Annotated in this window: 25 protein-coding genes; 18 read left to right on the forward strand and 7 right to left on the reverse strand. The window is 70.8% G+C overall.

Annotated elements, in window-relative coordinates:
- Window positions 1–134: 134 nt before the first annotated feature.
- Window positions 135–824: an NUDIX domain-containing protein gene (locus tag ACFXMV_RS19765; protein WP_378502288.1), complete on the reverse strand. Its 690-nt coding sequence runs from the start codon at window positions 822–824 to the stop codon at window positions 135–137.
- A 107-nt stretch (window positions 825–931) separates the two neighbouring features.
- Here ACFXMV_RS19765 and nadA point away from each other — a divergent pair, with 107 nt between their 5' ends.
- Genes nadA through ACFXMV_RS19785 form a run of 4 tightly spaced genes read left to right on the forward strand, consistent with a single transcriptional unit; the run spans window position 932 to window position 4,858 of the window.
- Complete coding sequence (nadA, locus tag ACFXMV_RS19770; protein ID WP_378502287.1) at window positions 932–1,963, forward strand: quinolinate synthase NadA; 1,032 nt, start codon at window positions 932–934, stop codon at window positions 1,961–1,963.
- On the forward strand, window positions 1,963–3,525 hold the full coding sequence (locus tag ACFXMV_RS19775; RefSeq protein ID WP_378503462.1) for an L-aspartate oxidase: 1,563 nt from the start codon (window positions 1,963–1,965) through the stop codon (window positions 3,523–3,525). Before nadA ends, ACFXMV_RS19775 begins: the two co-directional genes overlap by 1 nt.
- Window positions 3,522–4,385, forward strand: coding sequence for a carboxylating nicotinate-nucleotide diphosphorylase (gene nadC / locus ACFXMV_RS19780; protein ID WP_378500504.1), 864 nt, complete (start codon window positions 3,522–3,524; stop codon window positions 4,383–4,385). The genes ACFXMV_RS19775 and nadC overlap by 4 nt, the downstream gene beginning before the upstream one ends.
- 59 nt (window positions 4,386–4,444) lie before the next feature.
- Window positions 4,445–4,858, forward strand: coding sequence for a VOC family protein (locus tag ACFXMV_RS19785; RefSeq protein WP_378500503.1), 414 nt, complete (start codon window positions 4,445–4,447; stop codon window positions 4,856–4,858).
- A 7-nt stretch (window positions 4,859–4,865) separates the two neighbouring features.
- Here ACFXMV_RS19785 and rhtB read toward each other — a convergent pair whose 3' ends face one another.
- Window positions 4,866–5,501 (reverse strand): homoserine/homoserine lactone efflux protein, encoded by a 636-nt coding sequence (gene rhtB / locus ACFXMV_RS19790; RefSeq protein WP_378500502.1) that lies wholly within the window; start codon window positions 5,499–5,501, stop codon window positions 4,866–4,868.
- A gap of 99 nt (window positions 5,502–5,600) precedes the next feature.
- Between rhtB and ACFXMV_RS19795 the strand changes: the two genes are divergently transcribed.
- Window positions 5,601–6,080 (forward strand): SRPBCC family protein, encoded by a 480-nt coding sequence (locus ACFXMV_RS19795; RefSeq protein ID WP_378500501.1) that lies wholly within the window; start codon window positions 5,601–5,603, stop codon window positions 6,078–6,080.
- On the opposite strand, the gene ACFXMV_RS19800 is transcribed toward ACFXMV_RS19795, so the two are convergent.
- From ACFXMV_RS19800 to ACFXMV_RS19810, 3 genes are read right to left on the reverse strand one after another with little or no spacing between them, the layout of a single operon-like run.
- The gene (locus ACFXMV_RS19800; RefSeq protein ID WP_378500500.1) at window positions 6,077–7,393 is read right to left on the reverse strand and encodes a glycoside hydrolase family 1 protein; all 1,317 of its coding nucleotides are present in this window, start codon (window positions 7,391–7,393) and stop codon (window positions 6,077–6,079) included. The genes ACFXMV_RS19795 and ACFXMV_RS19800 overlap by 4 nt on opposite strands.
- A 45-nt stretch (window positions 7,394–7,438) precedes the next feature.
- Window positions 7,439–8,296 (reverse strand): slipin family protein, encoded by an 858-nt coding sequence (locus ACFXMV_RS19805; protein ID WP_378500499.1) that lies wholly within the window; start codon window positions 8,294–8,296, stop codon window positions 7,439–7,441.
- Window positions 8,293–8,766 carry an NfeD family protein gene (locus tag ACFXMV_RS19810; RefSeq protein WP_378500498.1) on the reverse strand — a complete coding sequence of 158 codons (474 nt, stop codon included), beginning with the start codon at window positions 8,764–8,766 and terminating at the stop codon, window positions 8,293–8,295. Before ACFXMV_RS19810 ends, ACFXMV_RS19805 begins: the two co-directional genes overlap by 4 nt.
- Window positions 8,767–8,993: 227 nt before the next feature.
- Here ACFXMV_RS19810 and ACFXMV_RS19815 point away from each other — a divergent pair, with 227 nt between their 5' ends.
- Entirely contained in the window at window positions 8,994–10,031 is a 1,038-nt protein-coding gene (locus tag ACFXMV_RS19815) for an alpha/beta hydrolase (RefSeq protein WP_378500497.1), read from the forward strand.
- A 3-nt stretch (window positions 10,032–10,034) separates the two neighbouring features.
- Complete coding sequence (gene lnt / locus ACFXMV_RS19820) at window positions 10,035–11,492, forward strand: apolipoprotein N-acyltransferase (protein ID WP_378503463.1); 1,458 nt, start codon at window positions 10,035–10,037, stop codon at window positions 11,490–11,492.
- Here the strand turns inward: lnt and ACFXMV_RS19825 are convergent.
- Together ACFXMV_RS19825 and ACFXMV_RS19830 are read right to left on the reverse strand one after the other, a co-directional pair.
- Entirely contained in the window at window positions 11,464–12,147 is a 684-nt protein-coding gene (locus tag ACFXMV_RS19825; protein ID WP_378499546.1) for a hypothetical protein, read from the reverse strand. The two genes, lnt and ACFXMV_RS19825, sit on opposite strands and share 29 nt — an antisense overlap.
- Before the next feature lie 19 nt (window positions 12,148–12,166).
- Window positions 12,167–12,832 carry an ArsR/SmtB family transcription factor gene (locus tag ACFXMV_RS19830; RefSeq protein ID WP_378499547.1) on the reverse strand — a complete coding sequence of 222 codons (666 nt, stop codon included), beginning with the start codon at window positions 12,830–12,832 and terminating at the stop codon, window positions 12,167–12,169.
- 87 nt (window positions 12,833–12,919) lie between these two features.
- On the opposite strand from ACFXMV_RS19830, the gene ACFXMV_RS19835 reads away from it, so the two are divergent.
- From ACFXMV_RS19835 to priA, 11 genes are read left to right on the forward strand one after another with little or no spacing between them, the layout of a single operon-like run.
- On the forward strand, window positions 12,920–13,429 hold the full coding sequence (locus tag ACFXMV_RS19835; protein ID WP_378499548.1) for a hypothetical protein: 510 nt from the start codon (window positions 12,920–12,922) through the stop codon (window positions 13,427–13,429).
- Window positions 13,429–14,790 carry a rhodanese-like domain-containing protein gene (locus ACFXMV_RS19840; protein ID WP_378499549.1) on the forward strand — a complete coding sequence of 454 codons (1,362 nt, stop codon included), beginning with the start codon at window positions 13,429–13,431 and terminating at the stop codon, window positions 14,788–14,790. Before ACFXMV_RS19835 ends, ACFXMV_RS19840 begins: the two co-directional genes overlap by 1 nt.
- Complete coding sequence (locus ACFXMV_RS19845) at window positions 14,787–16,094, forward strand: MFS transporter (RefSeq protein WP_378499550.1); 1,308 nt, start codon at window positions 14,787–14,789, stop codon at window positions 16,092–16,094. The genes ACFXMV_RS19840 and ACFXMV_RS19845 overlap by 4 nt, the downstream gene beginning before the upstream one ends.
- A gap of 30 nt (window positions 16,095–16,124) precedes the next feature.
- Window positions 16,125–17,462, forward strand: a complete 1,338-nt coding sequence (hisD, locus tag ACFXMV_RS19850; RefSeq protein WP_378499551.1) for a histidinol dehydrogenase — start codon at window positions 16,125–16,127, stop codon at window positions 17,460–17,462.
- The gene (locus tag ACFXMV_RS19855; protein ID WP_378499552.1) at window positions 17,459–18,604 is read left to right on the forward strand and encodes a histidinol-phosphate transaminase; all 1,146 of its coding nucleotides are present in this window, start codon (window positions 17,459–17,461) and stop codon (window positions 18,602–18,604) included. Before hisD ends, ACFXMV_RS19855 begins: the two co-directional genes overlap by 4 nt.
- Window positions 18,601–19,215 carry an imidazoleglycerol-phosphate dehydratase HisB gene (hisB, locus tag ACFXMV_RS19860; RefSeq protein ID WP_378499553.1) on the forward strand — a complete coding sequence of 205 codons (615 nt, stop codon included), beginning with the start codon at window positions 18,601–18,603 and terminating at the stop codon, window positions 19,213–19,215. Before ACFXMV_RS19855 ends, hisB begins: the two co-directional genes overlap by 4 nt.
- A gap of 3 nt (window positions 19,216–19,218) precedes the next feature.
- Window positions 19,219–19,371 (forward strand): hypothetical protein, encoded by a 153-nt coding sequence (locus ACFXMV_RS19865; protein WP_378499554.1) that lies wholly within the window; start codon window positions 19,219–19,221, stop codon window positions 19,369–19,371.
- Window positions 19,371–20,543, forward strand: a complete 1,173-nt coding sequence (locus ACFXMV_RS19870) for an MFS transporter (protein WP_378499555.1) — start codon at window positions 19,371–19,373, stop codon at window positions 20,541–20,543. Before ACFXMV_RS19865 ends, ACFXMV_RS19870 begins: the two co-directional genes overlap by 1 nt.
- Window positions 20,540–21,169, forward strand: coding sequence for an imidazole glycerol phosphate synthase subunit HisH (gene hisH, locus ACFXMV_RS19875; RefSeq protein WP_378499556.1), 630 nt, complete (start codon window positions 20,540–20,542; stop codon window positions 21,167–21,169). The genes ACFXMV_RS19870 and hisH overlap by 4 nt, the downstream gene beginning before the upstream one ends.
- Window positions 21,170–21,192: 23 nt before the next feature.
- Window positions 21,193–21,414, forward strand: coding sequence for a hypothetical protein (locus tag ACFXMV_RS19880; protein WP_378499558.1), 222 nt, complete (start codon window positions 21,193–21,195; stop codon window positions 21,412–21,414).
- Window positions 21,415–21,432: 18 nt separating this feature from the next.
- Window positions 21,433–22,167: a bifunctional 1-(5-phosphoribosyl)-5-((5-phosphoribosylamino)methylideneamino)imidazole-4-carboxamide isomerase/phosphoribosylanthranilate isomerase PriA gene (gene priA / locus ACFXMV_RS19885; protein WP_378503464.1), complete on the forward strand. Its 735-nt coding sequence runs from the start codon at window positions 21,433–21,435 to the stop codon at window positions 22,165–22,167.
- Window positions 22,168–22,173: the final 6 nt, after the last annotated feature.

Below are 22,173 nucleotides of genomic sequence, written 5' to 3' on the forward strand. Positions count from 1 at the left end.
CCCGACACACGAGCCGAAACAACTTCCGATTACGCGCCAATCCCACCGGCCGACCCCCTCATGATCAGTTGTTGCTCTGACCATATGAATCTGCGAGGGCCGATGCCCCAGCAGGTGCACAGTCGGCTCGACGCCTAACTCGGCGGTCGCAGTGCCGCGAACTCGTCTGTGACCCGCAGCCGCGACTGCGCGAACCGGTACAGCGCTGGCGGCCGTCCGCCTGCCTTGCCGGACGGTGCGGTGGTGCCGGTGGGCGTGAGCACGCCGCGGCGCCCGAGGACCCGCTGCAGGTTGGTCGCGTCGACCTGATATCCGAGTGCGGCGCAATAGATCTCGCGCAGTGTCGACATGGCGAACTCGGCAGGCGCAAGCGCGAAGGCGATGTTGGTGTAGGACAGCTTGGCCGCCAGCCGGGTGTGCGCGTGCTCGACCACGACACCGTGATCGAACGACATCGCGGGCAGGGCGGAGACCGGGTGCCAGGCGGTGTCGGGGGGCAGGTGCGGGTCCGACGGCAGGGGAATCAGCCCGAGGAAGGTCGACGCGATCCTGCGGTCGCCGGGGACCCGGGCGGGATCGCTGAACACCGAGAGTTGCTCGAGGTGCGCCACCTCTCGCACGTCGACCTTCTCGGCGAGCTGGCGCCGCGCGGAGGTGATCAGGTCCTCGTCGTCACCGAGCTGGCCGCCGGGCAGCGACCAGGTGCCTTTCTGCGGGTCGAGGGCGCGCTGCCACAGCAGTACCGCCAGCTCGGGGTGGCCGTCGACGTCGCGAACCTGGAAGACCGCGGTGAGCACTTCGTGGACGGTGCTAGGATGAGGCATGTTTTCGATCCTAAGTCGAAAACCCCGAAAGGCGAAACCCTCAGCCTGAGGAATCGGATGGCAGATCCGGCGCAGACCGACCGGATCGACGGTGAAGGAGCAAGGCCATGACATCGACGTTGTGGGCAGGTGCGGGTTCGATCACGGACGCACCCGGCGGTTACACGGGCGTGGAGGCCACTCCGGAGTGGGCTGCCGAGGTGCGACGCCTCGCCAAGGAACGCGGCGCGACGCTGCTCGCGCACAACTACCAGCTACCCGCGATCCAGGACGTTGCCGATCACGTCGGCGACTCGCTGGCGCTGTCCAGGATCGCCGCGGAAGCGCCCGAGGACACCATCGTGTTCTGCGGCGTGCACTTCATGGCCGAGACCGCCAAGATCCTCAGCCCCAGCAAGACCGTGCTGATCCCCGACGAGCGGGCAGGCTGCTCGCTGGCCGACTCGATCACCGCTGACGACCTGCGCGCGTGGAAGGCCGACTACCCGGACGCGGTGGTGGTGTCCTACGTGAACACCACCGCCGAGGTGAAGGGCCTGACCGACATCTGCTGCACCTCCTCCAACGCGGTCGACGTCGTGAACTCGATCGACCCCGACCGCGAGGTGCTGTTCCTGCCGGACCAGTTCCTCGGCGCCCACGTGAAGCGGGTGACCGGCCGGACGAACATGCAGATCTGGGCGGGCGAGTGCCACGTGCACGCCGGCATCAACGGCGACGAGCTGACGGCACAGGCCAAGGCGCACCCCGACGCCGAGCTGTACGTGCACCCGGAGTGCGGCTGCGCCACCTCGGCGCTGTACCTGGCGGGCGAGGGTTTCGTGCCCGAGGACAAAGTGAAGATCCTGTCCACCGGCGGCATGCTCGACGCCGCCCGGGCAAGCAACGCGAGGCAGGTGCTGGTCGCGACCGAGGTGGGCATGCTGCACCAGCTCCGCAAGGCCGCGCCCGAGATCGACTTCCAGGCCGTCAACGACCGCGCATCCTGCCCGTACATGAAGATGATCACCCCCGCCGCGCTGCTGCGCTGCCTGATCGAGGGCAAGGACGAGGTGCACGTCGACCTGGCCACCGCCGAGCGGGCCCGCAAGTCGGTGCAGCGGATGATCGAGATCGGCACGCCTGGCGGCGGCGAGTAATGACCGCCGCACTCGGGGGCGTCGCCTGGGAGGCCGCCGCCGACCTGGTGGTGGTCGGCGGCGGCGTCGCGGGACTGACCGCGGCCCGCACCGCCTCGCGGCGCGGACTGAAGGTGCTCACCGTCAGCAAGGGCGGCCCGACCGACACCGCGACGATGTACGCGCAGGGCGGCATCGCCGTGAGCTCGGGCTTCGACGTCGCCGCGCACGTCGCGGACACCTGCGCGGCGGGCGCCGGGCTGTGCGACGAGGACGCGGTGCGTTCGATCGTCGCGGGCGGCAACGACGCGGTCGCCGCGCTCGCCGACCTCGGGGCGGTCTTCGACCGGGGACGCGACGGCGCGGTCTCGCGGACCCGCGAGGGCGGCCACAGCACCCGCCGGATCATCCACGCGGGCGGCGACGCCACCGGCGCCGAGGTGCAGCGGGCGCTGAACGCCGCGGGCCTGCCGGTTCTGTTCGGGGCGTCGGCCGCGCGGGTCGTCACCGACGTGCGCGGCGTTGTCGGACTGCTGGTGCTCTCCGACCAGGGCCTCGGGGTCATCCACACGCCGTCGGTGCTGCTGGCCACCGGTGGTCTCGGGCAGCTGTACTCGTGCAGCACCAACCCGCCCGGCGCCACCGCGGACGGTCTCGCGCTCGCCCTGGACGCGGGCGCGGCGGTCGCCGACCTCGAGTTCGTGCAGTTCCACCCGACCGTGCTGTTCAGCCCCGGCGGCGTCGGCCGTCGGCCATTGATCAGCGAGGCCGTGCGCGGCGAGGGCGCGATCCTGGTGGACGGAAACGGTGATTCGGTGACGGCGGGCGTACACCCGATGGGCGACCTGGCCCCGCGGGACGTGGTGTCGCGGGCCATCGCGGACCGGATCCGCCGCCTCGGCACCGACCACGTGTACCTCGACGCGCGCCACCTGACCGGGTTCGCCGAGCGGTTCCCGACGGTGACCGCGTCCTGCCTGGCGGCGGGGATCGACCCCGCGCACCAGCTCATCCCGGTGGCCCCGGCGGCGCACTACGCGTGCGGCGGCGTCGTCACCGACGTGCACGGGCGCACCGCGGTGCCCGGGCTCTACGCGGCGGGCGAGGTCGCGCGCACCGGACTGCACGGCGCAAACCGGCTCGCCTCCAACAGCCTGCTCGAGGGCCTGGTGGTCGGCGAGCGGGCGGGCGTCGCGGCCGCCGAGCGGGCCGGGACGCGGGTGGAGGTCGGCTCCGCGGAGCTCCGGCCGCTGCCGTACGTCGCCCGCGACCGGGTGCAGGCGCTGATGACCTCGCACGCCTCCGTCGTCCGGGACGGGGCCGGATTGTCGACGGCGGCAATCGAACTCGCCGACTCCGTGGCACTCGTCCCGGCCGACGCGGCGGGTCTCGAGGACGCGGCGCTGGCCGTGACGGCGTCGGCCCTGGTGCTGGCGGCACGGGCGCGGACCGAGAGTCGCGGCTGCCACACTCGCAGCGACCACCCCGAGACCGACGACACCTGGCGGCGCCCGCTGCACGTGCGCCGCACTCCCGACGGCACCCTCGCCGTCGCCGATCTGATCCCGACAGGAGCACGATGACCACGCTGGCCGACGGCCTGGACCGCGACGAGATCCTCACGTTGGTGCGGGTGGCCTTGGACGAGGACCTGCGGTACGGGCCCGACATCACCTCGGTCGCGACGGTGCCCGCGGGGGCGGTGGCCAAGGCCTCGGTGGTCTCCCGGGCGGCCGGCACCGTCGCGGGGCTCGACGTGGGGTTGCTGGTGCTCGACGAGGTCGTCGGCGCGGGCAACTACGAGGTGCTCGGACGGGTCGAGGACGGCGCCGCCGTGCACCAGGGGGAGTCCGTGCTGAGCGTGCTGGCCCCGACCAGGGACCTGCTCACCGCGGAGCGGACCATGCTCAACCTGATCTGCCACCTGTCCGGGATCGCGACCGCGACCGCGGCCTGGGTGGACGAGGTACGGGGCACCGACTGCCGGATCCGCGACAGCCGCAAGACCCTCCCGGGGCTGCGGGCGCTGCAGAAGTACGCGGTCCGGATGGGCGGCGGCGTCAACCATCGGATGGGCCTGGGCGACGCCGCGCTGATCAAGGACAACCACGTCGCGGCGGCCGGCTCGGTGGTCGCCGCGCTGAACGCGGTGCGGGCGGCGGCCCCGGACATCGAGTGCGAGGTCGAGGTGGACAGCCTGGCCCAGCTGGACCAGGTGCTGGCCGAGAACGTCGAGCTGGTGCTGCTGGACAACTTCGCGCTCTGGGAGACGCAGACCGCCGTGCAGCGGCGCAACGCGGTGGCGCCGCAGACCAAGCTGGAGTCCTCCGGCGGACTCACCCTCGACGTCGCGGCCGACTATGCGGGGACCGGCGTGGACTACCTCGCCGTCGGTGCCCTGACCCATTCGGTGACCGTGCTGGACCTCGGCCTGGACATGTGACGCGGCTCGAGGGTTAGTCTGCTAGGACCGGACAGTGGTCGCGGACAAAGGAGCATCCGATGAGCTCTCGTCTCAACCCCTATCTCAGCTTCGCCGACAACGCGAGGCAGGCAATGGAGTTTTACCAGGACGTGTTCGGGGGCACCTTGAACCTGAGCACCTTCGGCGAATTCGGCGCCCCGGACGCGCCGGAAGCCAACCTGATCATGCACGGCATGTTGGAGACCACCGGTGGATACACGCTGATGGGAGCCGACACCCCGCCAGGGGTGGAGTACAACCCCGGGGACAACTTCGCGGTGAGCCTGAGCGGCGACGACGCCGACGAACTACGCGGCTACTGGACGAAGCTGTCCGACGGTGGCTCGGTGTCGGTCCCGCTGGAGAAGCAGATGTGGGGCGACGAGTTCGGCATGTGCACGGACCGGTTCGGCATCGCCTGGATGGTCAATATCGGTCAACCGCAGGGCTGAGCCGCACCTATGCGGCCGTAGCGCCCCGCCGTACCAGTGACAGGAACGCCGCCGCGGCAAAGAACAGGCCGGAGAACACCCGGCCGGTGACGCGCTGCTGCTTCGGCGAGCGCATCATCCGCAGCACCCTCGCGGCCAGCCCGGTGTAGCCGGTCATCACCATGACGTCCACGGCGATCATGGTCGCGGCGATGATCGCGTACTGCGGGACCAGTGGCGCGGCCGGGTCGAGGAACTGAGGCAGCACGGCCAGCATGAAGACCACGGCCTTCGGGTTGCTGGCGTTGACCAGGAACCCGCGGGCCACCAGGCCTGCCGCGGAGTGGCGGCGGGCATCGGTATCGGCGGACACCTCGGTGGGCGCGGCCCGCCACTGCCGGATCCCGAGGTAGACCAGGTAGGCGACGCCGAACCACTTGATCACGGTGAACGCAAGCGCGGAGCTCGCGAGGAGTGCGCCGACCCCGGCGGCCACGATCACCACCTGCAGCAGCAGCCCGATCTGCAGGCCAAGGATGTTCCAGTAGCCGCGGCGCAGGCCGTGGCTGAGGCCGGTGGACATCGACGCGATCGCGCCCGCGCCGGGGGACAGGCTGATCACCCACGCGGCGCCGAAGAACGCGAACCACACCTGCCATGCCATGAGAACTCCACCTTCACCGGTACACCCAGCGGGCGACACGCGATGCGCACGCCCGCAGGTGAAGCATAGGAGGGGCGCTATCCCGCGTATCTTGTGGCCATGCCCGCACTCGCAGTCGAGCCCGTCGACCTGGGACCCCGCAAGGTGGCCCGCCGCGTCCTGGTCAATGCCCCCGCGAATGAACTGTTCGGCCTGGTCGCCGACCCGAGACGACATCACGAGTTGGACGGATCGGGAACCGTGCAGGCCGCCGTCACCGGACCGGACCGACTCGACCGGGGCGCCAAGTTCTCGATGTCGATGCGGATGTTCGGCTTTCCCTACCGCATCACCAGCACCGTCACCGCGTTCGAGGACGGCCGGGTGATCGAATGGCGGCACCCGTTCGGGCACCGGTGGCGCTGGGAGTTCGCCGAGGTGTCGTCGGCCGATGCGCCGGTACCGCAGACCCAGGTGACCGAGGTGTTCGACTACTCCAGCTCGAAGATGGCGAAGGGCTTGGAGCTCAGCAAGTTTCCGCAGAAGAACGCGAAGGGCATCTCGGCGACCCTCGAGCGTCTGCAGCGGCGGTACGCCTAACCGCCGGACCCCGCCGATCCGGAAGCAGGCGGGTTCAGGCAGCTCTGCGGCGGGCTGACCAGCGAGCAGAACGCGGGCTTCATCACCGGCTCGTAGTCGGCGGGCACCCCGCCTGCTGCGATCAGGTCCCGGTACGCCGCGACGCCGTCGGTGGGCCTGCGGGTCAGCGTCGGGTTGGTCAGCGTGTCGACGGTGTAGAGGCCGAACCGCGGCCGGTAGGTGCCCCACTCGTAGTTGTCGGTGATGGACCAGTAGTTGTAGCCGATCACGTCGGCGCCGTCGGCCTTTGCACGGGTGAGCCAGTAGACGTGGTCGCGCAGGTGGTCCGAGCGGGTGTACCCGTCGGGCCTCGGGGCGCCGTCGTCGGTTGGCATTCCGTTCTCCACCACGTAGATCGGCAGCTCCGGGTATTTGCGCGCGTAGTACATCGCGGCGTGATAGATCCCGTCCGGCTGCGGCCTGATGTCGTAGAAGGCGTCGGTCACCGCGTTCGCGGCGGTCAGGTTGTCGAGTGAGACGCCGTAGTAGTAGTCGAGGCCGAGGAAGTCGAGCTTGTCGCGAACCCGGTCGGCGAACGCCGAGTCCACCGCTCCCATCGCGGCCGGGATGTAGGAGACGTTGCTCGAGACGCGGGCGCCGGGGTCGAGTCGGTGGATGGTGTCGTAGATGCTGCGGTGCGCCTGCGCCATGCGGTCCAGCATCTGCGGGGCCGCGACGATCGCGATGCCGCCGAAGGTCAGTTCCTTCTGCACGAACACGGTCGGCTCGTTGAAGGTGATCCAGTCGGCGCCCGCGTCGGCGTAGCGGCTGACCACCCGCTCGGCGTTGATCAGCCAGCGCGCCGGGGTGTCGGTGTCTGCCCAGCCGCCACGGTCGGCGATCCAGCCCGGGTACACCCAGTGGTCGAGGGTGATCATCGGCTTCATGCCGTGCCCGCGTATCTCCCTGACCACGTCGTCGTAGTAGGCGAACTCGGCCTCGTCCCAGCCGTCCGGGGTGGGTTGCACGCGCGCCCACTCGACGGAGAAACGGAACACGTCGACGCCAAGGGCCGCGGCGTACGCGATGTCCTCGCGATAGCGATGCCGGAAGTCCGGCCCGGAACCGTACGGGTCATGGGTCTTGCCCGTCGAAACGTAGCGGGACCAGTTGCTGTCCGGCGGCGTGCCCTCGGACTGGAAGCCGGAGGTGGCAACCCCCCATTCGAAGCCGGCGCCGAGGCCGGCCGGCTCGGCGTGCGCGGTCTGTCCAGCCAGGAGTGGAGTGGCCGCGAGGACGAGGACGGTCGCCAGGGCGCGCAGGGTTCGGGTCACGCCAGCAGGGTAGGGCAGCCGAGCACGAGGAGTGGCGGATTCGCGCTAGCCGGCGACCGGCTTCCGCACCCCGTTGGGTTGATCGAGGGCGGGCGCCTCCGCGGTCGGCGCTGGGCCGTCGGCCGGAGCGTTCTCGGAGGCTCCCGCCCGCTGCCCCGCCTCGAGGAACGGGCGGATCAGGTCGACGGGCAACGGGAAGATGACGGTGGAGTTGTTCTCGCTGCCGATCTCGCGCAGCGTCTGCAGGTACCGCAACTGCAGGGTGGTCGGGTTGCGGCTGATGATGTCGGCGGCCATGGCCAGCTTCTCCGCGGCCTGGAACTCGCCCTCGGCGTTGATGATCTTGGCGCGGCGCTCCCGCTCGGCCTCCGCCTGCCGCGCGATGGCCCGCTGCATGTTCTCGGGGATCTCGACGTCCTTGATCTCGACCGTGGTGACCTTGACGCCCCACGGTTCGGTCTGCTGGTCGATCACCTTCTGCAGGTCCTCGTTCAGCCGTTCCCTTTCGGCGAGCAGCGCGTCGAGCTCGGCCTTGCCGAGGATCGAGCGCAGTGTCGTCTGGGCGATCTGCAACGTCGCGAGCAGGAAGTCCTCCACCTCGACGATCGCACGGTCCGCGTCGATCACCCGGAAGTATGCGACGGCGGTGACCTTCGCGGGCACGTTGTCGCGGGTGATCACCTCCTGGACCGGGATCTTGAGCGTGACCGTGCGCAGGCTGACGCGGACCATCCGGTCGACCGCCGGGATCAGCAGCACCAATCCCGGCCCCTTGGATTCGAGGACGCGGCCCAATCGGAACACCACGCCGCGCTCGTACTCGCGCAGGATCCGGACCGAGGCGCCGGGCAGCACCAGCACCATCAGCACGACGATGACGAGCAGGACGAGGATGACGGTCACGGCGACCACTCCCACGGTTCGCGGTGGCGCACGGTCAGGGTGAGCCCGCGGATCCGTTCGACGACGACGGACTCACCCTCGGCCGGCTCCGGATCCTGCTCGTACCCGAACTCCATCTTGGCCCGCCAGAGCCCACCCGCCGTCTCCACCTGACCGTGCGATCCGGTCCAGTTCCGGACGACGGCGTCCGAACCGATCAGGGATTCGGGTCCGCTGTGGACGGGCAGCCTCCGGGCAACCAGCACCTTCCGGCCGGCCAGCGCGATCACGCCGAGCCCGACGACGGCGACGCCCACCGTCACCGGAACCGCGATCAGCGGCCCGGCGCCGTCGGAGGTGAACAGCATCCAGACTCCCGCCGTGGCCAACAGGGTGCCCGCGACGCCGAGGGCCCCCGCGGTCGGGGTGTGCGCCTCGACCACGATCAGGAGGACGCCTACCACCAGTGCCAGCAGGCCCAATGTGGTCATCTCGACTCCCACGATCAGCGCTCGAAGGGGGCCCGGCCGCTCGCATAGCCACTTCGCGGCCGAGCCCTCAACTCAACGGTAATCCCGTGTGTGCGCCGCTGCCACACCGTCTGACCTGCGTCTCGCATTTGTTACATCCTCGTAAATGTGTTCTGCATCACGTACCATGATTCGACTGCCCTTGACTTTCGGCAGTGGTTGATTTGGCACACACGCCGGGAGCTCAGATGACAGCGGATACCTCGCCGTCGGGGCGGTCCGTCCGCCGGGCACGATCGACGCGTTCCCCACGGATCGCGGCCGCCGCCGAGCCGCGTTTCATTCCCGGTGCCAGTCTCCGGTCCCGGATCCTGGCCGAGTCGGTGCGGATGACCGTCAAGCCCGCGCTGGAGCTGTGGGCCCGCTGGCCGAGCCCGCTCTGGCCTGCCGGTGCGCTCGACCTCGCTGCCCGGGTTGTCCCGCCTGCCAGGGGGGTGGGCCGACGTCGGGTTCGGCTCGCGCACTGCGACGCCGAATGGCTGCAGGCCCGCGACGCGATGCGCGACGCGGTGGTGCTGTACCTGCACGGCGGCGGCTTCCTCACCTGCGGGCTGAACACCCACCGAGGCCTCGTCTCGCACATCTCCGCGTCCGCGGGGGCCGCCGTGTTGTCCGTCGACTACCGCATGCTGCCCAAGCATCCGATCGACTCGGCGATCGCGGACGGTGTGGCCGGGTACCGGTGGCTGCTCGAGCAGGGTTTCGAGGGGAAGCGGATCGTCATCGCAGGCGACTCGGCAGGCGGCTACCTGACCTTCGCGACGGCCATCGCGCTCGCCGAGCTGGGCCTGCCGCGGCCCGCCGGACTCGTCGCGCTCTCGCCGCTGACCGACATGAACCCGGCGGCCAAGCTGGCGCACCCGGGCGCGGACGGTTGCCCGCTGATTCCGCGGTCCGTGCTCGTGTCGCTCGCCAGGCTGGCGGCGGCGAAGACCGACCCGGCGTCGCGGGTCTCGCCCGTGGACGGCGCGCTGGCCGGCCTGCCGCCGGTGCTGATCCACGTGGGCTCGACCGAGATCCTCTACCCGGACGCGGAACTGATGGCCCAGAGACTCGGGGCTGCGGGAGTGCCGGTGACGTTGGAGGTCTGGGACCGTCAGATCCACGTGTTCCAGGCGGCCGCAGGCATCATCCCGGAGGCGGATCGGGCGATCGCGCGGGTCGGCGAGTTCATCCGGGCCTGCACTCCCGCCGCGGCAGCTCCTGCGCTCACGCCCGCCGTCTGAGCGGTGCGCTCGCGGTGGCCGGCCCGCGGCGCCGCCTTGATCGCTGGGGCGTTGCCGCTGGTGGCCTTCCCCGAACCGAGCCTCGACCTGGTGGCCTGGTGTGCGCTGGTCCCGGTCCTGCTCCTGCTGCGCGGGGCGCCGACGGTGCGCGAGGCAGCGCTGTGCGGATGGCTGGCCGGTGTCGGATTCCTGGCAGGCACGCAGTACTGGCTGGCGCCGAACCTGGTCTACTTCTTCCCGTTCGCGATCGGCACGCTCGCATTGTTGTGGACCGGGTGGGGCGTGCTGGTGCGGGAGTTGATGGGGGCACCGGTGACGCCTGCCCGTGCGGCGGCGGCCGTGATCGGGGTGCCTGCGGGCTGGGTGCTGATCGAGACGGTGCGGTCCTGGCAATGGCTCGGCGGTCCCTGGTCGCTGCTCGGCGCGACGCAGTGGCGCCGCCCGAGCGTGCTCACCCTCGCCTCGCTCGGCGGGGTGTGGCTGGTCGGCTTCGCCGTCGTCGCGGCGAACGTCGGGGTCGTGATCCTGATCGTCGGCCCTGCCGCCGCGCGACGCGTCGGTGTGGCGGCGGCGCTGATCGCGGTGGCCGCCGGTCCGATCTGGACCGCTACCCGGTCCGGCCCGTCCGAGTCCGGGGTCGTGTCCGTGGCGCTCGTGCAACCGGGAATCGTCCACGACGACTTGCTGATTCGGCAGGAAGAGTTGACGCGTAGCCTCGACCGCCCCGTGCACCTCGTGGTGTGGGGGGAGAGCAGCGTCGGCTACGACCTCACCGCCCGGCCCGACGTCCTCGAGCGGCTCACCTCGCTGTCGGCGTCGGTCGGGGCCGACCTGCTGGTGAACGTCGACGCGCGGGCAGGCGAGCGCGGAGCCATCGCGAAGGCGTCGACCCTGATCGACCGGAACGGCATCGCGGCCGAGTACCGGAAGACCCGGCTGGTCCCGTTCGGCGAGTACGTGCCGTTTCGCGATCAGCTCGGCTGGCTCAGCCGGATCACCGCGGCGGCGGGCCAGAACAGGGAGCCGGGCGATCGGCTGGTGGTGATGGACGTCGGGGGACTGCCCGTCGGACCGCTGATCTCATTCGAACAGACCTTCCCGGACCTGGCCCGAGCACAGGCGAGAAACGGTGCGGCACTGCTGGTTTACCAGTCCTCGACGGCCACCTTCCAGGGCAGCTGGGCGCCCGCGCAGCTGGCGAGCTTCGGTGCGTTGCGGGCCGCCGAGTCAGGACGCCCGGTCGTGGCGGCCGCTCTCACCGGGGTCTCCGCGGCATTCGACGCGCGGGGCAGCAGGCTCGCCTGGATGCCTGCCGACGAGAGCGGCGCGCTGATCGTCGATGTGCCGACAGCGGGGGAGGACACCGTCTACGACCGCGTCGGGAACTGGGTGCCCGTGCTGTGTGCGGTGGTGGTGGCGGTGATCGTCGCGGTCAGGGCTCGAAGTAGGCCTCACCGATGACGAACATTCCGCGTTGCGGCAGCCAGAAGTCGCCCAGCCGCGCCTGCGAGGCGAGGGGGCCGGGCGGGCCGATGTCGACGCCGTCGACCGTTGCCCGGCTTTCTGTCACGGTCCACAGCATGCGTGGGTTGGCACGGAACCGTTGGCCGTTCGAGGCCGAGCCGGTCAGTCGCACCCGCCCGACGCCAAGGGCGCGGCCCGCGACCGGGGACATGAGTTTCAGTACCGCGTTGCTACGCCACCACGCGGCAGGCATCAGCCCGCCGAGCCGTGTCATCGCCGCGGTGGCCGGTGAGCTGCCGAGCTCGAGATCCCACTCGATCTTCTTGTCGACCGTCACCGTGAGGGCGCCGGGGCCGGTCCACGTCACCGCGATGTCCGCGGGCCGGGCATCGTCGAGCGCCGAGCCGAAGTATCGGGCGCAGCTGTTCTCGGGCTCGTTGCTGCTGAAGATGACCCACCGGCCGGCCGGGTCCCGATGCCACACCGCGTCGTATCCTGCGCCGATGGAGCTGGCGGGAAAGTGCCGCAGCGCAAGGTAGTGGCCGCTGGCGAACGGCGCCCCCATGACCCCGTACCCGGCGAATCGCTCCAGGCCCTCGCCGGAGGGGATCGGGGGCGTGCGTTCGGCGAGGGCTCGCGGATTGTCGTTCATGATCGCTCCTGTCCGACACTCACACCGGGTCGACGGCGAGACCGGCGCGCTTCCATTCGGGAAGGCCGTCCTCCAGGCGCGCGGCCCGGATGCCCTGCCGATTCATCAAGTGCACCGCCTCGTCTGCGTAGGCGCAATAGGGCCCGCGGCAGTAGGCGACGACGCCGACGTCCCGGGGCACCTCGTGCAGCCGCTGCCGCAGTTCTGCCAGCGGGATCGACCGCGCGCCGCGGATGTGGCCGGCGCGAAACTCGGCCTCGGGCCGAACGTCGAGCACCACGACGTCCCCGGCGCGCAGTCGCGTGGCCAGCTCGTCACGCGTGATCTGTTCGAGCTCCGTCCGGTCCCCGAGATACGCCTCGGCCAGGCCGCGGACCTCGGCGACGTGATCGACCGCGACATCGCGCAGCGCCATCCACAGTTCGGCAACCCGGGGTCCGGCCACCGAGTAGACCACGCGGTTGCCGTCCCGTCGGGACCGCGCCAGCCCGGATCGAGCGAGGTGGCGCAGGTGCTGCGAGGTGTTCGCGACACTCTGCCCGATCTCAAGGGCGACCTCCTCGACGGACCGCTCACCCTGGGCGAGCACGTCGACGATCTCGGCCCGACGCCCGCTGCCGAGCGCCCTGGCCACGACGGCGAACCCGTCGTACAGCGCGTCCTTCGCGTCGCGATGGTCGGTCACGGTCAATCCTCCTCAGTGCTGTCTCTTGACAGGATATCGCAGGAGTTCAATAATTCAAGCGAGTACTTGATTTATTTGGAGGGCATCATGTCCACAACCAAGACAACTCCCGATTCGGCGCTCTCGAGGTTGCGCATCGGTTCAGCGCTGATGGCGATCGCCGGGCTCGCCTTCATCGGCTACGCGGTCGTCTTTCTGGTCCGCAACTTCTCCGATTCGTTCCTCGAGCTCGGGATCGGTCCGGCCGAGGTGAGCGTGGGTCGAGGCGAGATCGAGGCGTTCAGTCCGTCCTTGGCCGAGTATGTCTCGCACCTGCACATCGCGGTGTCGGGCTTCATCGCCGCCGCGGGGATCGCGGTCGTGGCGCTCGCCTGGTTCGGTGTGCGGACGGGGCAGCTGTGGGCCTGGGTGACCGCGGTCGTGGTGCCGGTTCTCGGCCTCGCGGTGGCGCTGCCCGCGCACTATCCGAACCATTTCGACACCCTCGGACACCTCGGCCCGATCTACCTGGCGACCGCGGTCTTCGTCGTCGGCGCGCTGCTTGCCCTGCCCGGTGTGCTCGCAGGCGGCGGGAGTCCGGGCGCAGGGTCGGCGTGATGGCGGCCGTCGATCTCATTCCGCTGGTCGACGAGGGGCTCGGAAATTCCGCCTACCTCGTGGACCTGGGCGACGGTCGGGCGCTGGTCGTCGACGTCAGCCGGGACCTGCGTGAGGTGTATCGCGTTGCGCGGAAACGGGGTTTGACGGTCGGCTTCGCCGCCGACACCCACCTGCACGCCGACTTCCTCTCCGGCGCGCGTCAGCTGTCGGCGACGGAGGGCACCCGGGTGCTCGCCTCCGCCGCAGGCAACCGCGAGTTCGCCCACACCGGGCTTCGGGAGGGGGACGAGGTAGACCTCGGCGGGCTGCGGCTGCGAGCGCTGGCGACACCCGGGCACACGCGCGAGCACCTGTCGTTCCTGTTGCTCGACGGGCAGCAGGAGGTGGGCGTGTTCACCGGTGGTTCGCTGCTGGTCGGCGCCGCCGCCCGCACCGACCTGATCTCCCCGGAGCAAACCGAGGCGCTGGCCCGCGAGCAATACGCGTCGCTGCACCGGCTGGCAGCGCTCCCAACCGATCTCGCGGTCTGGCCGACCCACGGTGCTGGCTCGTTCTGCTCGGCGCCGCCTGGCGCGGAGCGGACCACAACCATCGGTCGGGAACTGGCCACCAATCCACTGCTCGCGGCCCCGGACGAGGACGCGTTCGTCGACGCCCTGCTGGGATCGCTCGGCACCTTCCCGTCGTACTTCCTCCGGCTCGGCGAGCTCAACCGTCGTGGTCCCGCGCTGCTCGAGCGGCCCCCGCAGCTGCCGCCGAAAGACGTCGACGCGGTGCGCCGCCAGCTCGCGGAGGGCGCGACCGTGATCGATGTGCGGCCGATCGTCGACTTCGCCGCCGCGCATGTCCCCGGTGCGCTGTCGATCGCGCTGCGGCCTGCGTTCGTCACCTGGCTCGGGTGGCTCGCCCCGCGCGACCGGCCGCTGATCGTCATCCGGAACGCCGACCAGGATCCGGCCGAGGTCGCCTCGCAGGCCGCGAAGATCGGCTACGACAACGTGATCGGCGAGCTCACCGGGGGACTGGCCGCGTGGACGGCGGCAGGCCACGCTGTCGCGAGCACCCCGCTTGTGGGTCCGGATCAGGTCGGCCCGGGTCGCGTGCTGGACGTACGTCAGCAGGCCGAGTACGTCGCCGGGCACCTGCCGGGAGCCCTGCACATCGAGCTCGGCGACCTCGCGATCCACGCGGACGCGCTGCCGCGGGGGCCGATGGTGGTGATGTGCGCGCACGGCGAGCGGGCGATGGAGGCCGCCAGCGTGCTCGAGCGAGCCGGGCACCACCGAGTGTCCGTACTGCAGGGCGGCGCGGCCGCCTGGGAGCGCGCGACCGGACGGCGGTTGGACGCCGGACCGTGACGACCGCGACGCCTGCCAAGCCGTTGCGGTTGGGACTGCGCGCGAACCTCGCCCAGTTCAGCCTGCTGGTCGCGGTGAACGCCCTGGTCGGAGGCGTGCTCGGTCAGGAGCGGACGGTGCTGCCCCTGCTCGCCGAGCGCGAGTTCCGGCTGGCCGCCTACACGGCCGTCTTGACCTTCATCCTGGCGTTCGGCGTGACCAAGGCCGCCGCCAACTACTTCGCAGGCACCTGGTCGGACCGGTTCGGCCGCAAACCGGTGCTGCTGGCCGGATGGCTCATCGCGATCCCCGTGCCGCTGATGCTGATCTGGGCGCCGAACTGGGGCTGGGTGGTGGCGGCGAACATGCTGCTCGGCATCAACCAGGGCCTGACCTGGTCCACCACCGTGATCATGAAGATCGACCTCGCGGGCCCGCGGCGGCGGGGCCTGGCGATGGGACTCAACGAGGCGGCCGGGTACGTCGCCGCCGCGGCAACCGCCCTGGCCACCGGCTACCTGGCGGCCCGGTACGGATTGCGGCCAGCCCCGTTCCTGCTCGGTCTGACCTATGTCGCCCTCGGGCTCGGGCTCTCCACCGTGTTCGTTCGCGAGACCAGGGAGCATGCCCGGCTGGAGGCGCGGACCCACACCCCCCGCCGAGACGGCAGGCACGACCACCTGCACGCGGACCTGACAAACGGGCAGATCTTCGCCTACACCAGTCTGCGGGAGCCGGCGCTGTCGTCGGCCAGTCAGGCAGGCATGGTCAACAACCTCAACGACGGCGTCGCGTGGGGTCTGTTCCCGATTCTGTTTGCCACCAAGGGGATACCCGTCAGCGGCATCGGGGTCCTGGCCTCGCTGATCCTGGGTGTCTGGGGATTCGGGCAGCTGATCACCGGACCGCTGTCGGACCGGTGGGGACGCAAACATCTCATCACCGCAGGGATGTTCACCCAGGCGGTCGGCCTCGCGATGATCGCTCTCTCGGGCACCTTTGCGCTGTGGGCGATCGCCGCGGTGTTGTGCGGCGCGGGAACCGCGATGGTGTATCCGACCCTGCTCGCCGCGATCGGCGATGTCGCGCACCCGGCATGGCGGGCGCGGGCGGTCGGCGTCTATCGGCTGTGGCGCGACGGCGGGTTCGCCGCGGGAGCACTCCTCGGGGGGCTCACCGCGGACGCGTGGGGCGTGCGGGCCGCCGTCGGGATCGTCGCCGTCGTCACCGCGCTGTCGGGGCTCGTCGTTGCGCTGCGCATGTACGAAACAAGCGGTCGCGACGGCCAGCGGAAACCGCGTGGACCTATCCTGGATAATCAGTAGTACACCCCCATTTCTGAAGAAGGGACCCTCATGCCTGCCCGCACCGAGCTCGCCCGCGTGGATCTCCGCGGTCGAACCCCCACCACGGCCGAACTTCGGGCCGCGCTGCCCCGAGGTGGAGTGGATGTGGACGCGGTGCTGCATCAGGTGCGCCCGATGGTCGAAGCCGTCCGCGACCGCGGCGCCGAGGCGGCCCTCGAGTTCGGCGAGAAGTTCGACGGCGTCCGGCCCGCCCAGGTCAAGGTGCCACGCGGCGAGCTGACCAAGGCGTTGGCCGAGCTCGATCCGGCCGTGCGCGCGGCGCTCGAGGTGGCGATCGAGCGGACCAGGCTCGTGCACGCCGACCAGCGCCGCACCGACAGCACCACGCAGGTGGTGCCGGGCGGCACGGTCACCGAACGCTGGGTGCCGGTGGACCGCGTCGGGCTCTACGTGCCCGGCGGCAACGCCGTCTACCCGTCCTCGGTCGTGATGAACGTCGTGCCCGCGCAGGCCGCGGGCGTCGAGTCGCTCGTGGTGGCGTCGCCGCCGCAGGCCGCGTTCGGGGGCCTGCCGCACCCGACGATCCTCGCGGCCGCCGAGCTGCTCGGAGTCGAGGAGGTGTGGGCGGTCGGCGGCGGCCAGGGCATCGCCCTGCTCACCTACGGTGGCACCGACACCGACGGTGCGGAGCTGGCCCCCGTCGACCTGATCACCGGACCCGGCAACATCTACGTCACCGCCGCCAAGCGGCTGTGCCGAGGCCTGGTCGGCATCGACGCCGAGGCCGGACCCACCGAGATCGCGATCCTCGCCGACCACACCGCCGACCCGGTGCACGTGGCCGCCGACCTGATCAGCCAGGCCGAGCACGACGTGATGGCGGCGTCGGTCCTGGTGACCACGTCGGTCGAGCTCGCGGACGCGGTGGACGACGCGCTGACCGCACAGCTCGAGCTCACCAAGCACCGCGAGCGGGTGGCGACGGCGCTGGCGGGCAGCCAGTCCGGCACCGTGCTGGTCTCCTCCGTCGAGGACGGCCTGCGCGTGGTCAACGCCTACGCGGCCGAGCACCTCGAGATCCAGACCGAGAACGCGGCCGCGGTGGCGGCCGAGGTCCGCTCGGCAGGCGCGATCTTCGTCGGCGCGTGGTCGCCGGTCAGCCTCGGCGACTACTGCGCGGGCTCGAACCACGTGCTGCCGACCGCCGGCTGCGCGCGGCACTCGTCAGGGTTGAGCGTGCAGACCTTCCTGCGCGGCATCCACGTCGTCGACTACTCGGAGGCCGCCCTCAAGGACGTCTCCGGGCACGTGATCGCCCTCGCGAACGCCGAGGACCTGCCCGCGCACGGCGAGGCCGTGCGGCTTCGCTTCGAGGGTTTGAAGTGAGCGGGGTCCCGGGCGCCGCCGCGAGCATCGACGAGCTACCCATCCGGGAGAACCTGCGCGGAAAGTCCCCCTACGGCGCCCCCCAGTTGACGGTGCCCGTGCAGCTGAACACCAACGAGAACCCGCACCCGCCGACCAAGGCACTCATCGACGACGTCGCCGAGTCGGTGCGGGTGGCCGCCGAGGAGCTGCACCGGTATCCCGACCGCGACGCGACAGCGCTGCGCGCCGACCTGGCCGGCTACCTCTCCGGTCAGACCGGGGTAACGCTCAGCGTCGACAACGTGTGGGCGGCCAACGGCTCCAACGAGATCCTGCAGCAGCTGCTCCAGGCGTTCGGCGGTCCGGGTCGCAGCGCGATGGGGTTCGTGCCGTCCTACTCGATGCACCCGATCATCTCGGACGGCACCGAGACTCGCTGGGTGCCGGTGTTCCGGCGCGCCGATTTCTCGCTGGACATCGACACCGCCGTCGCGCAGATCGCGCAGCACCGACCCGACGTCCTGTTCGTCACCAGCCCGAACAACCCGACGGGACACAGCGTTCCGCTGGCGGACCTGCGCCTGCTGCTGTCCGTCGCGCCTGGCATCGTGATCGTGGACGAGGCGTATGGGGAGTTCTCGTCGGCGCCGAGCGCGATCACGCTGATCGACGAGTTCCCGACCAAGCTGGTCGTCACCCGCACCATGAGCAAGGCCTTCGCGTTCGCGGGCGGCAGGCTCGGGTATCTGGCGGCGTCACCGGCGGTGGTGGAAGCGCTTCTGCTGGTGCGGCTTCCGTACCACCTGTCGGTGATCACCCAGGCCGCGGCGAGGGCGGCCCTTCGGCACGCGGACGAGACCCTGGCCAGCGTCGCCGAGCTCGCGGCGCAGCGCGACCGGGTGTCGGGGGAGCTCGCGGCGATGGGCTTCCTGGTGATCGAGTCGGACGCGAACTTCCTGCTGTTCGGCCACTTCACCAACGCGGCCGCCACCTGGCGGCGCTACCTCGACGAGGGCGTGCTGATCCGGGATGTCGGGATCGAGGGCTACCTGCGTGCGACCATTGGCCTGGCCGCGGAGAACGACGAGCTGTTGCGGGTCAGCAAGAAGCTGGTCGCAACGGAACTTGTCACAACGGAATTCACTGAGGAGACACGATGACCGGGCGGATCGCGAAGGTCGAGCGCACCACCAAGGAATCGAGTATCGCCGTCGAGCTGAACCTCGACGGCACCGGCATCGTCGACATCTCCACCGGCGTGCCGTTCTTCGACCACATGCTGACGGCGCTCGGCAGCCACGCCAGCTTCGACCTGACGGTCAAGGCCGAGGGCGACATCGAAATCGAGGCCCACCACACCGTCGAGGACACCTCGATCGTGCTGGGACAGGCGCTCGGTCAGGCGCTCGGCGACAAGCGGGGCATCCGCCGCTTCGGCGACGCGTTCATCCCGATGGACGAGACCCTTGCGCACGCCTCCGTCGACGTCTCCGGCCGCCCGTACTGCGTGCACACCGGGGAACCCGAGCACATGCTGCACGCCGTCATCGGCGGCTACCCGGGGGTCCCGTACGCGACCGTGATCAACCGGCACGTGTTCGAGTCGATCGCGTCGAATGCCCGGATCGCGCTGCACGTGCGGGTGCTCTACGGCCGCGACCAGCACCACATCACCGAGGCGGAGTTCAAGGCCGTCGCCCGCGCGCTGCGCGAGGCGGTCGAGCCGGACCCGCGGGTCACCGGTGTGCCGTCGACCAAGGGTGCGCTGTAGACCATGGGTGATGCGCTGATCTACATCCTGTTCATCGCGGCCGGATTCGCGCTCGGTGGCGCGTACTCGATGTGGACCGTCAACAAGTTCGCCTCCGGCGTGCTGCTCGCGCTGGCGATCATCGCGGCCGCGGGCGGGGTCTTGCGGCTGATCTGATGGACGTGGCCTCCGGGGCGGCGGCACCCGGCGGACTCTGGCGTACCCGAGGGCTGCCGGTGGCGTTCGTCATGGGCGCGACCACGTTCGGCGGCTGGTCGTTGCTGCTGCCGGTGGTCCCGCTGGCGATCTCGCAGGCGGGCGGTTCGGGCGCGCTGGCGGGTGCGAGCACCGCGATCTTCATGGCGACCACCGTCGCCACCCAGCTGTGCACGCCGACCCTCCTGCGGGTCTGGGGGTACCGATGGGTGCTCGCGGTTGGCTGCCTGCTGCTCGGCCTGCCCGCGCTGGCGTTCCTGCTCTCCACCGAAGCCGTTCCCGCGCTCGTCATCTCGGCGGTGCGGGGGATCGGCTTCGGACTGGTGACGGTGGCAGGCAGCGCGCTGGTCGGGGAGCTGGCCCCGAAGGAGATACTCGGCCGGGCGACCGGTGCCCAGGGCATCGCCATCTCGCTGGCCCAGATGGTCGCCCTGCCATTGGGTTTGGCGTTGTTCGGCCGCGGGCAGTCCTCGCTGGTGTTCGTGCTCGGGGCACTCGTGCCGTTGCTGTCGATCGTCTCGATCGCCGCGTTGCCGTCGATCCCGCGGCCGGGGGGAGCGGGTCCGCGGGGACGGCTGTCGCTGCGGCTGCTGCTGGTGCCGTGTTTGGCGATGGTGGTGGTGGCGTCGGCGTACGGCGGGATCACGAGCCTGCTCCCGATCGCGGTGGAGGACCTGGCCGCGGTCGTCGGGGTGGCGCTGGCCGTGGTCAGTGCGGCGATTCTGGTCGGGCGGTACGGCGCGGGCGCGTTGGCCGACCGGATCGGGCACGGCAGGGCCATGGTGCCCGCGCTCGTCTTCGCGACGCTCGGTGCCGGACTGTTCGCGGCGGGGGTGATCGGCGACGGCCGGGTCGGGTTGCTGATGGCGGGCGCGGTGGCGTTCGGGATCGGGTTCGGGGCCTGCCAGAACGAGGCGCTGGTCGGACTGTTCACGGGCGCAGGGCCGTCCCGGCTCGGCGCGGCGAGTGCGGCATGGAACATCAGCTACGACGCGGGAACCGGGATCGGCGCGCTTGCGCTCGGGGTGGTCGCCGATCGCGCGGGGTACACCTGGGTGTTCGCGGTCGCCGCCGCGGCGATCGCGCTGGTGATTCCGGTGGCGTGGGCCCGGCCCGATAGAGTTGCCGCATGACCTCCGTCGCCCTCCTCGACTACGGCTCCGGCAACCTGCACTCCGCTCAGCGAGCCCTGGCGCGCGTCGGCGCGGACGTCGAGGTGACCTCCGACCCGAAGGCGGCCCTGGCCGCGGACGGCCTGGTGGTCCCCGGCGTCGGCGCCTTCGCCGCCTGCATGGAGGGCCTGCGCGCGGTCCGCGGGGAACGCATCATCGGCCAGCGACTCGCAGGCGGCAGGCCGGTCCTCGGCATCTGCGTCGGCATGCAGATCATGTTCGAACGCGGCGTCGAGCACGGCGTGGAGGCGGACGGCTGCGGTGAGTGGCCGGGAACCGTCGAGAAGCTGGCGGCCGAGGTGCTCCCGCACATGGGCTGGAACACCCTCCAGGCCCCGGCGGACAGCGTGCTGTTCGCCGGCATCGACGCGGACACCCGCTTCTACTTCGTGCACTCCTATGGAGTCCAGAAATGGGAGCTCGCCGAGTCGGACCTGATCGCCCCCGCCAAGCTCACCTGGGCCGACCACGGCGGACCGTTCCTCGCCGCGGTGGAGAACGGACCGCTCTCGGCCACCCAGTTCCATCCGGAGAAGTCCGGTGACGCGGGTGCCGCGCTGCTGGAGAACTGGGTCCGCTCCCTGTGACCGGGCAGCGGCGGGGCCTCTCGATGGGGCGGCTGGCGCTGTTCTCGCTCGGCGCCGCCGCGGCCGTGCTCGCGCTGGCCACCGTGGCGTTGGCGGTCCTGAAACCGGGCCCCGCGCTCGGGCTGGTCATCGTCCTCGTCGGGGTCGCGGGCGCGATCGCCGCGATGGGCCTGGTCTCCACCCGGATGACCCGGCGCGCCCTGGACCGTGACGAGGGCGACCCGGACACCGACCGCGCGCGCTGACGCACTATGGTTGGCGCAGTGAGCCTGGTCCTTTTGCCTGCTGTAGATGTCGCCAATGGTGAAGCTGTTCGCCTCGTTCAGGGAGAGGCCGGTAGCGAGACGAGCTACGGATCCCCCCGGGACGCAGCCCTCGCCTGGCAGAACGACGGTGCCGACTGGGTGCACCTGGTCGACCTGGACGCCGCCTTCGGTCGCGGCTCCAACCGCGAGATGCTCGCGGGCGTGGTCGGAGAACTCGATGTGAAGGTCGAACTGTCCGGAGGCATCCGCGACGACGAGTCGTTGCGCGCCGCGCTGGCCACCGGCTGCGCGCGGGTCAACCTCGGCACCGCCGCCATCGAGAATCCCGAGTGGTGTGCCCGCGCCATCGGCGAGTACGGCGACCGGATCGCGGTCGGACTCGATGTCCGCAACGTCGACGGCCGCTACCAGCTGCGTGGCCGCGGCTGGGTCACCGAGGGCGGCGACCTGTTCGAGACGCTCGAGCGCCTCGACCGTGACGGCTGCTCGCGCTACGTGGTCACCGACGTCGGCAAGGACGGCACCCTGACCGGTCCGAACCTGGACCTGCTCAGCCAGGTGTGTGCCGCCACGAAGGCGCCGGTCGTGGCCTCCGGCGGTGTCTCCAGCATCGACGATCTCGTCGCGATCGCCGGCCTCGTCGGCCAGGGCGTGGAGGGCTCCATCGTTGGAAAGGCGTTGTACGCCGGGCGGTTCACGCTCCCCGAGGCGCTCGCCGCGGTTTCGCGATAGCGCCGC

The sequence above is a fragment of the Rhodococcus sp. NPDC059179 genome (assembly GCF_042754885.1).
Lineage (GTDB): Bacteria > Actinomycetota > Actinomycetes > Mycobacteriales > Mycobacteriaceae > Rhodococcus_G.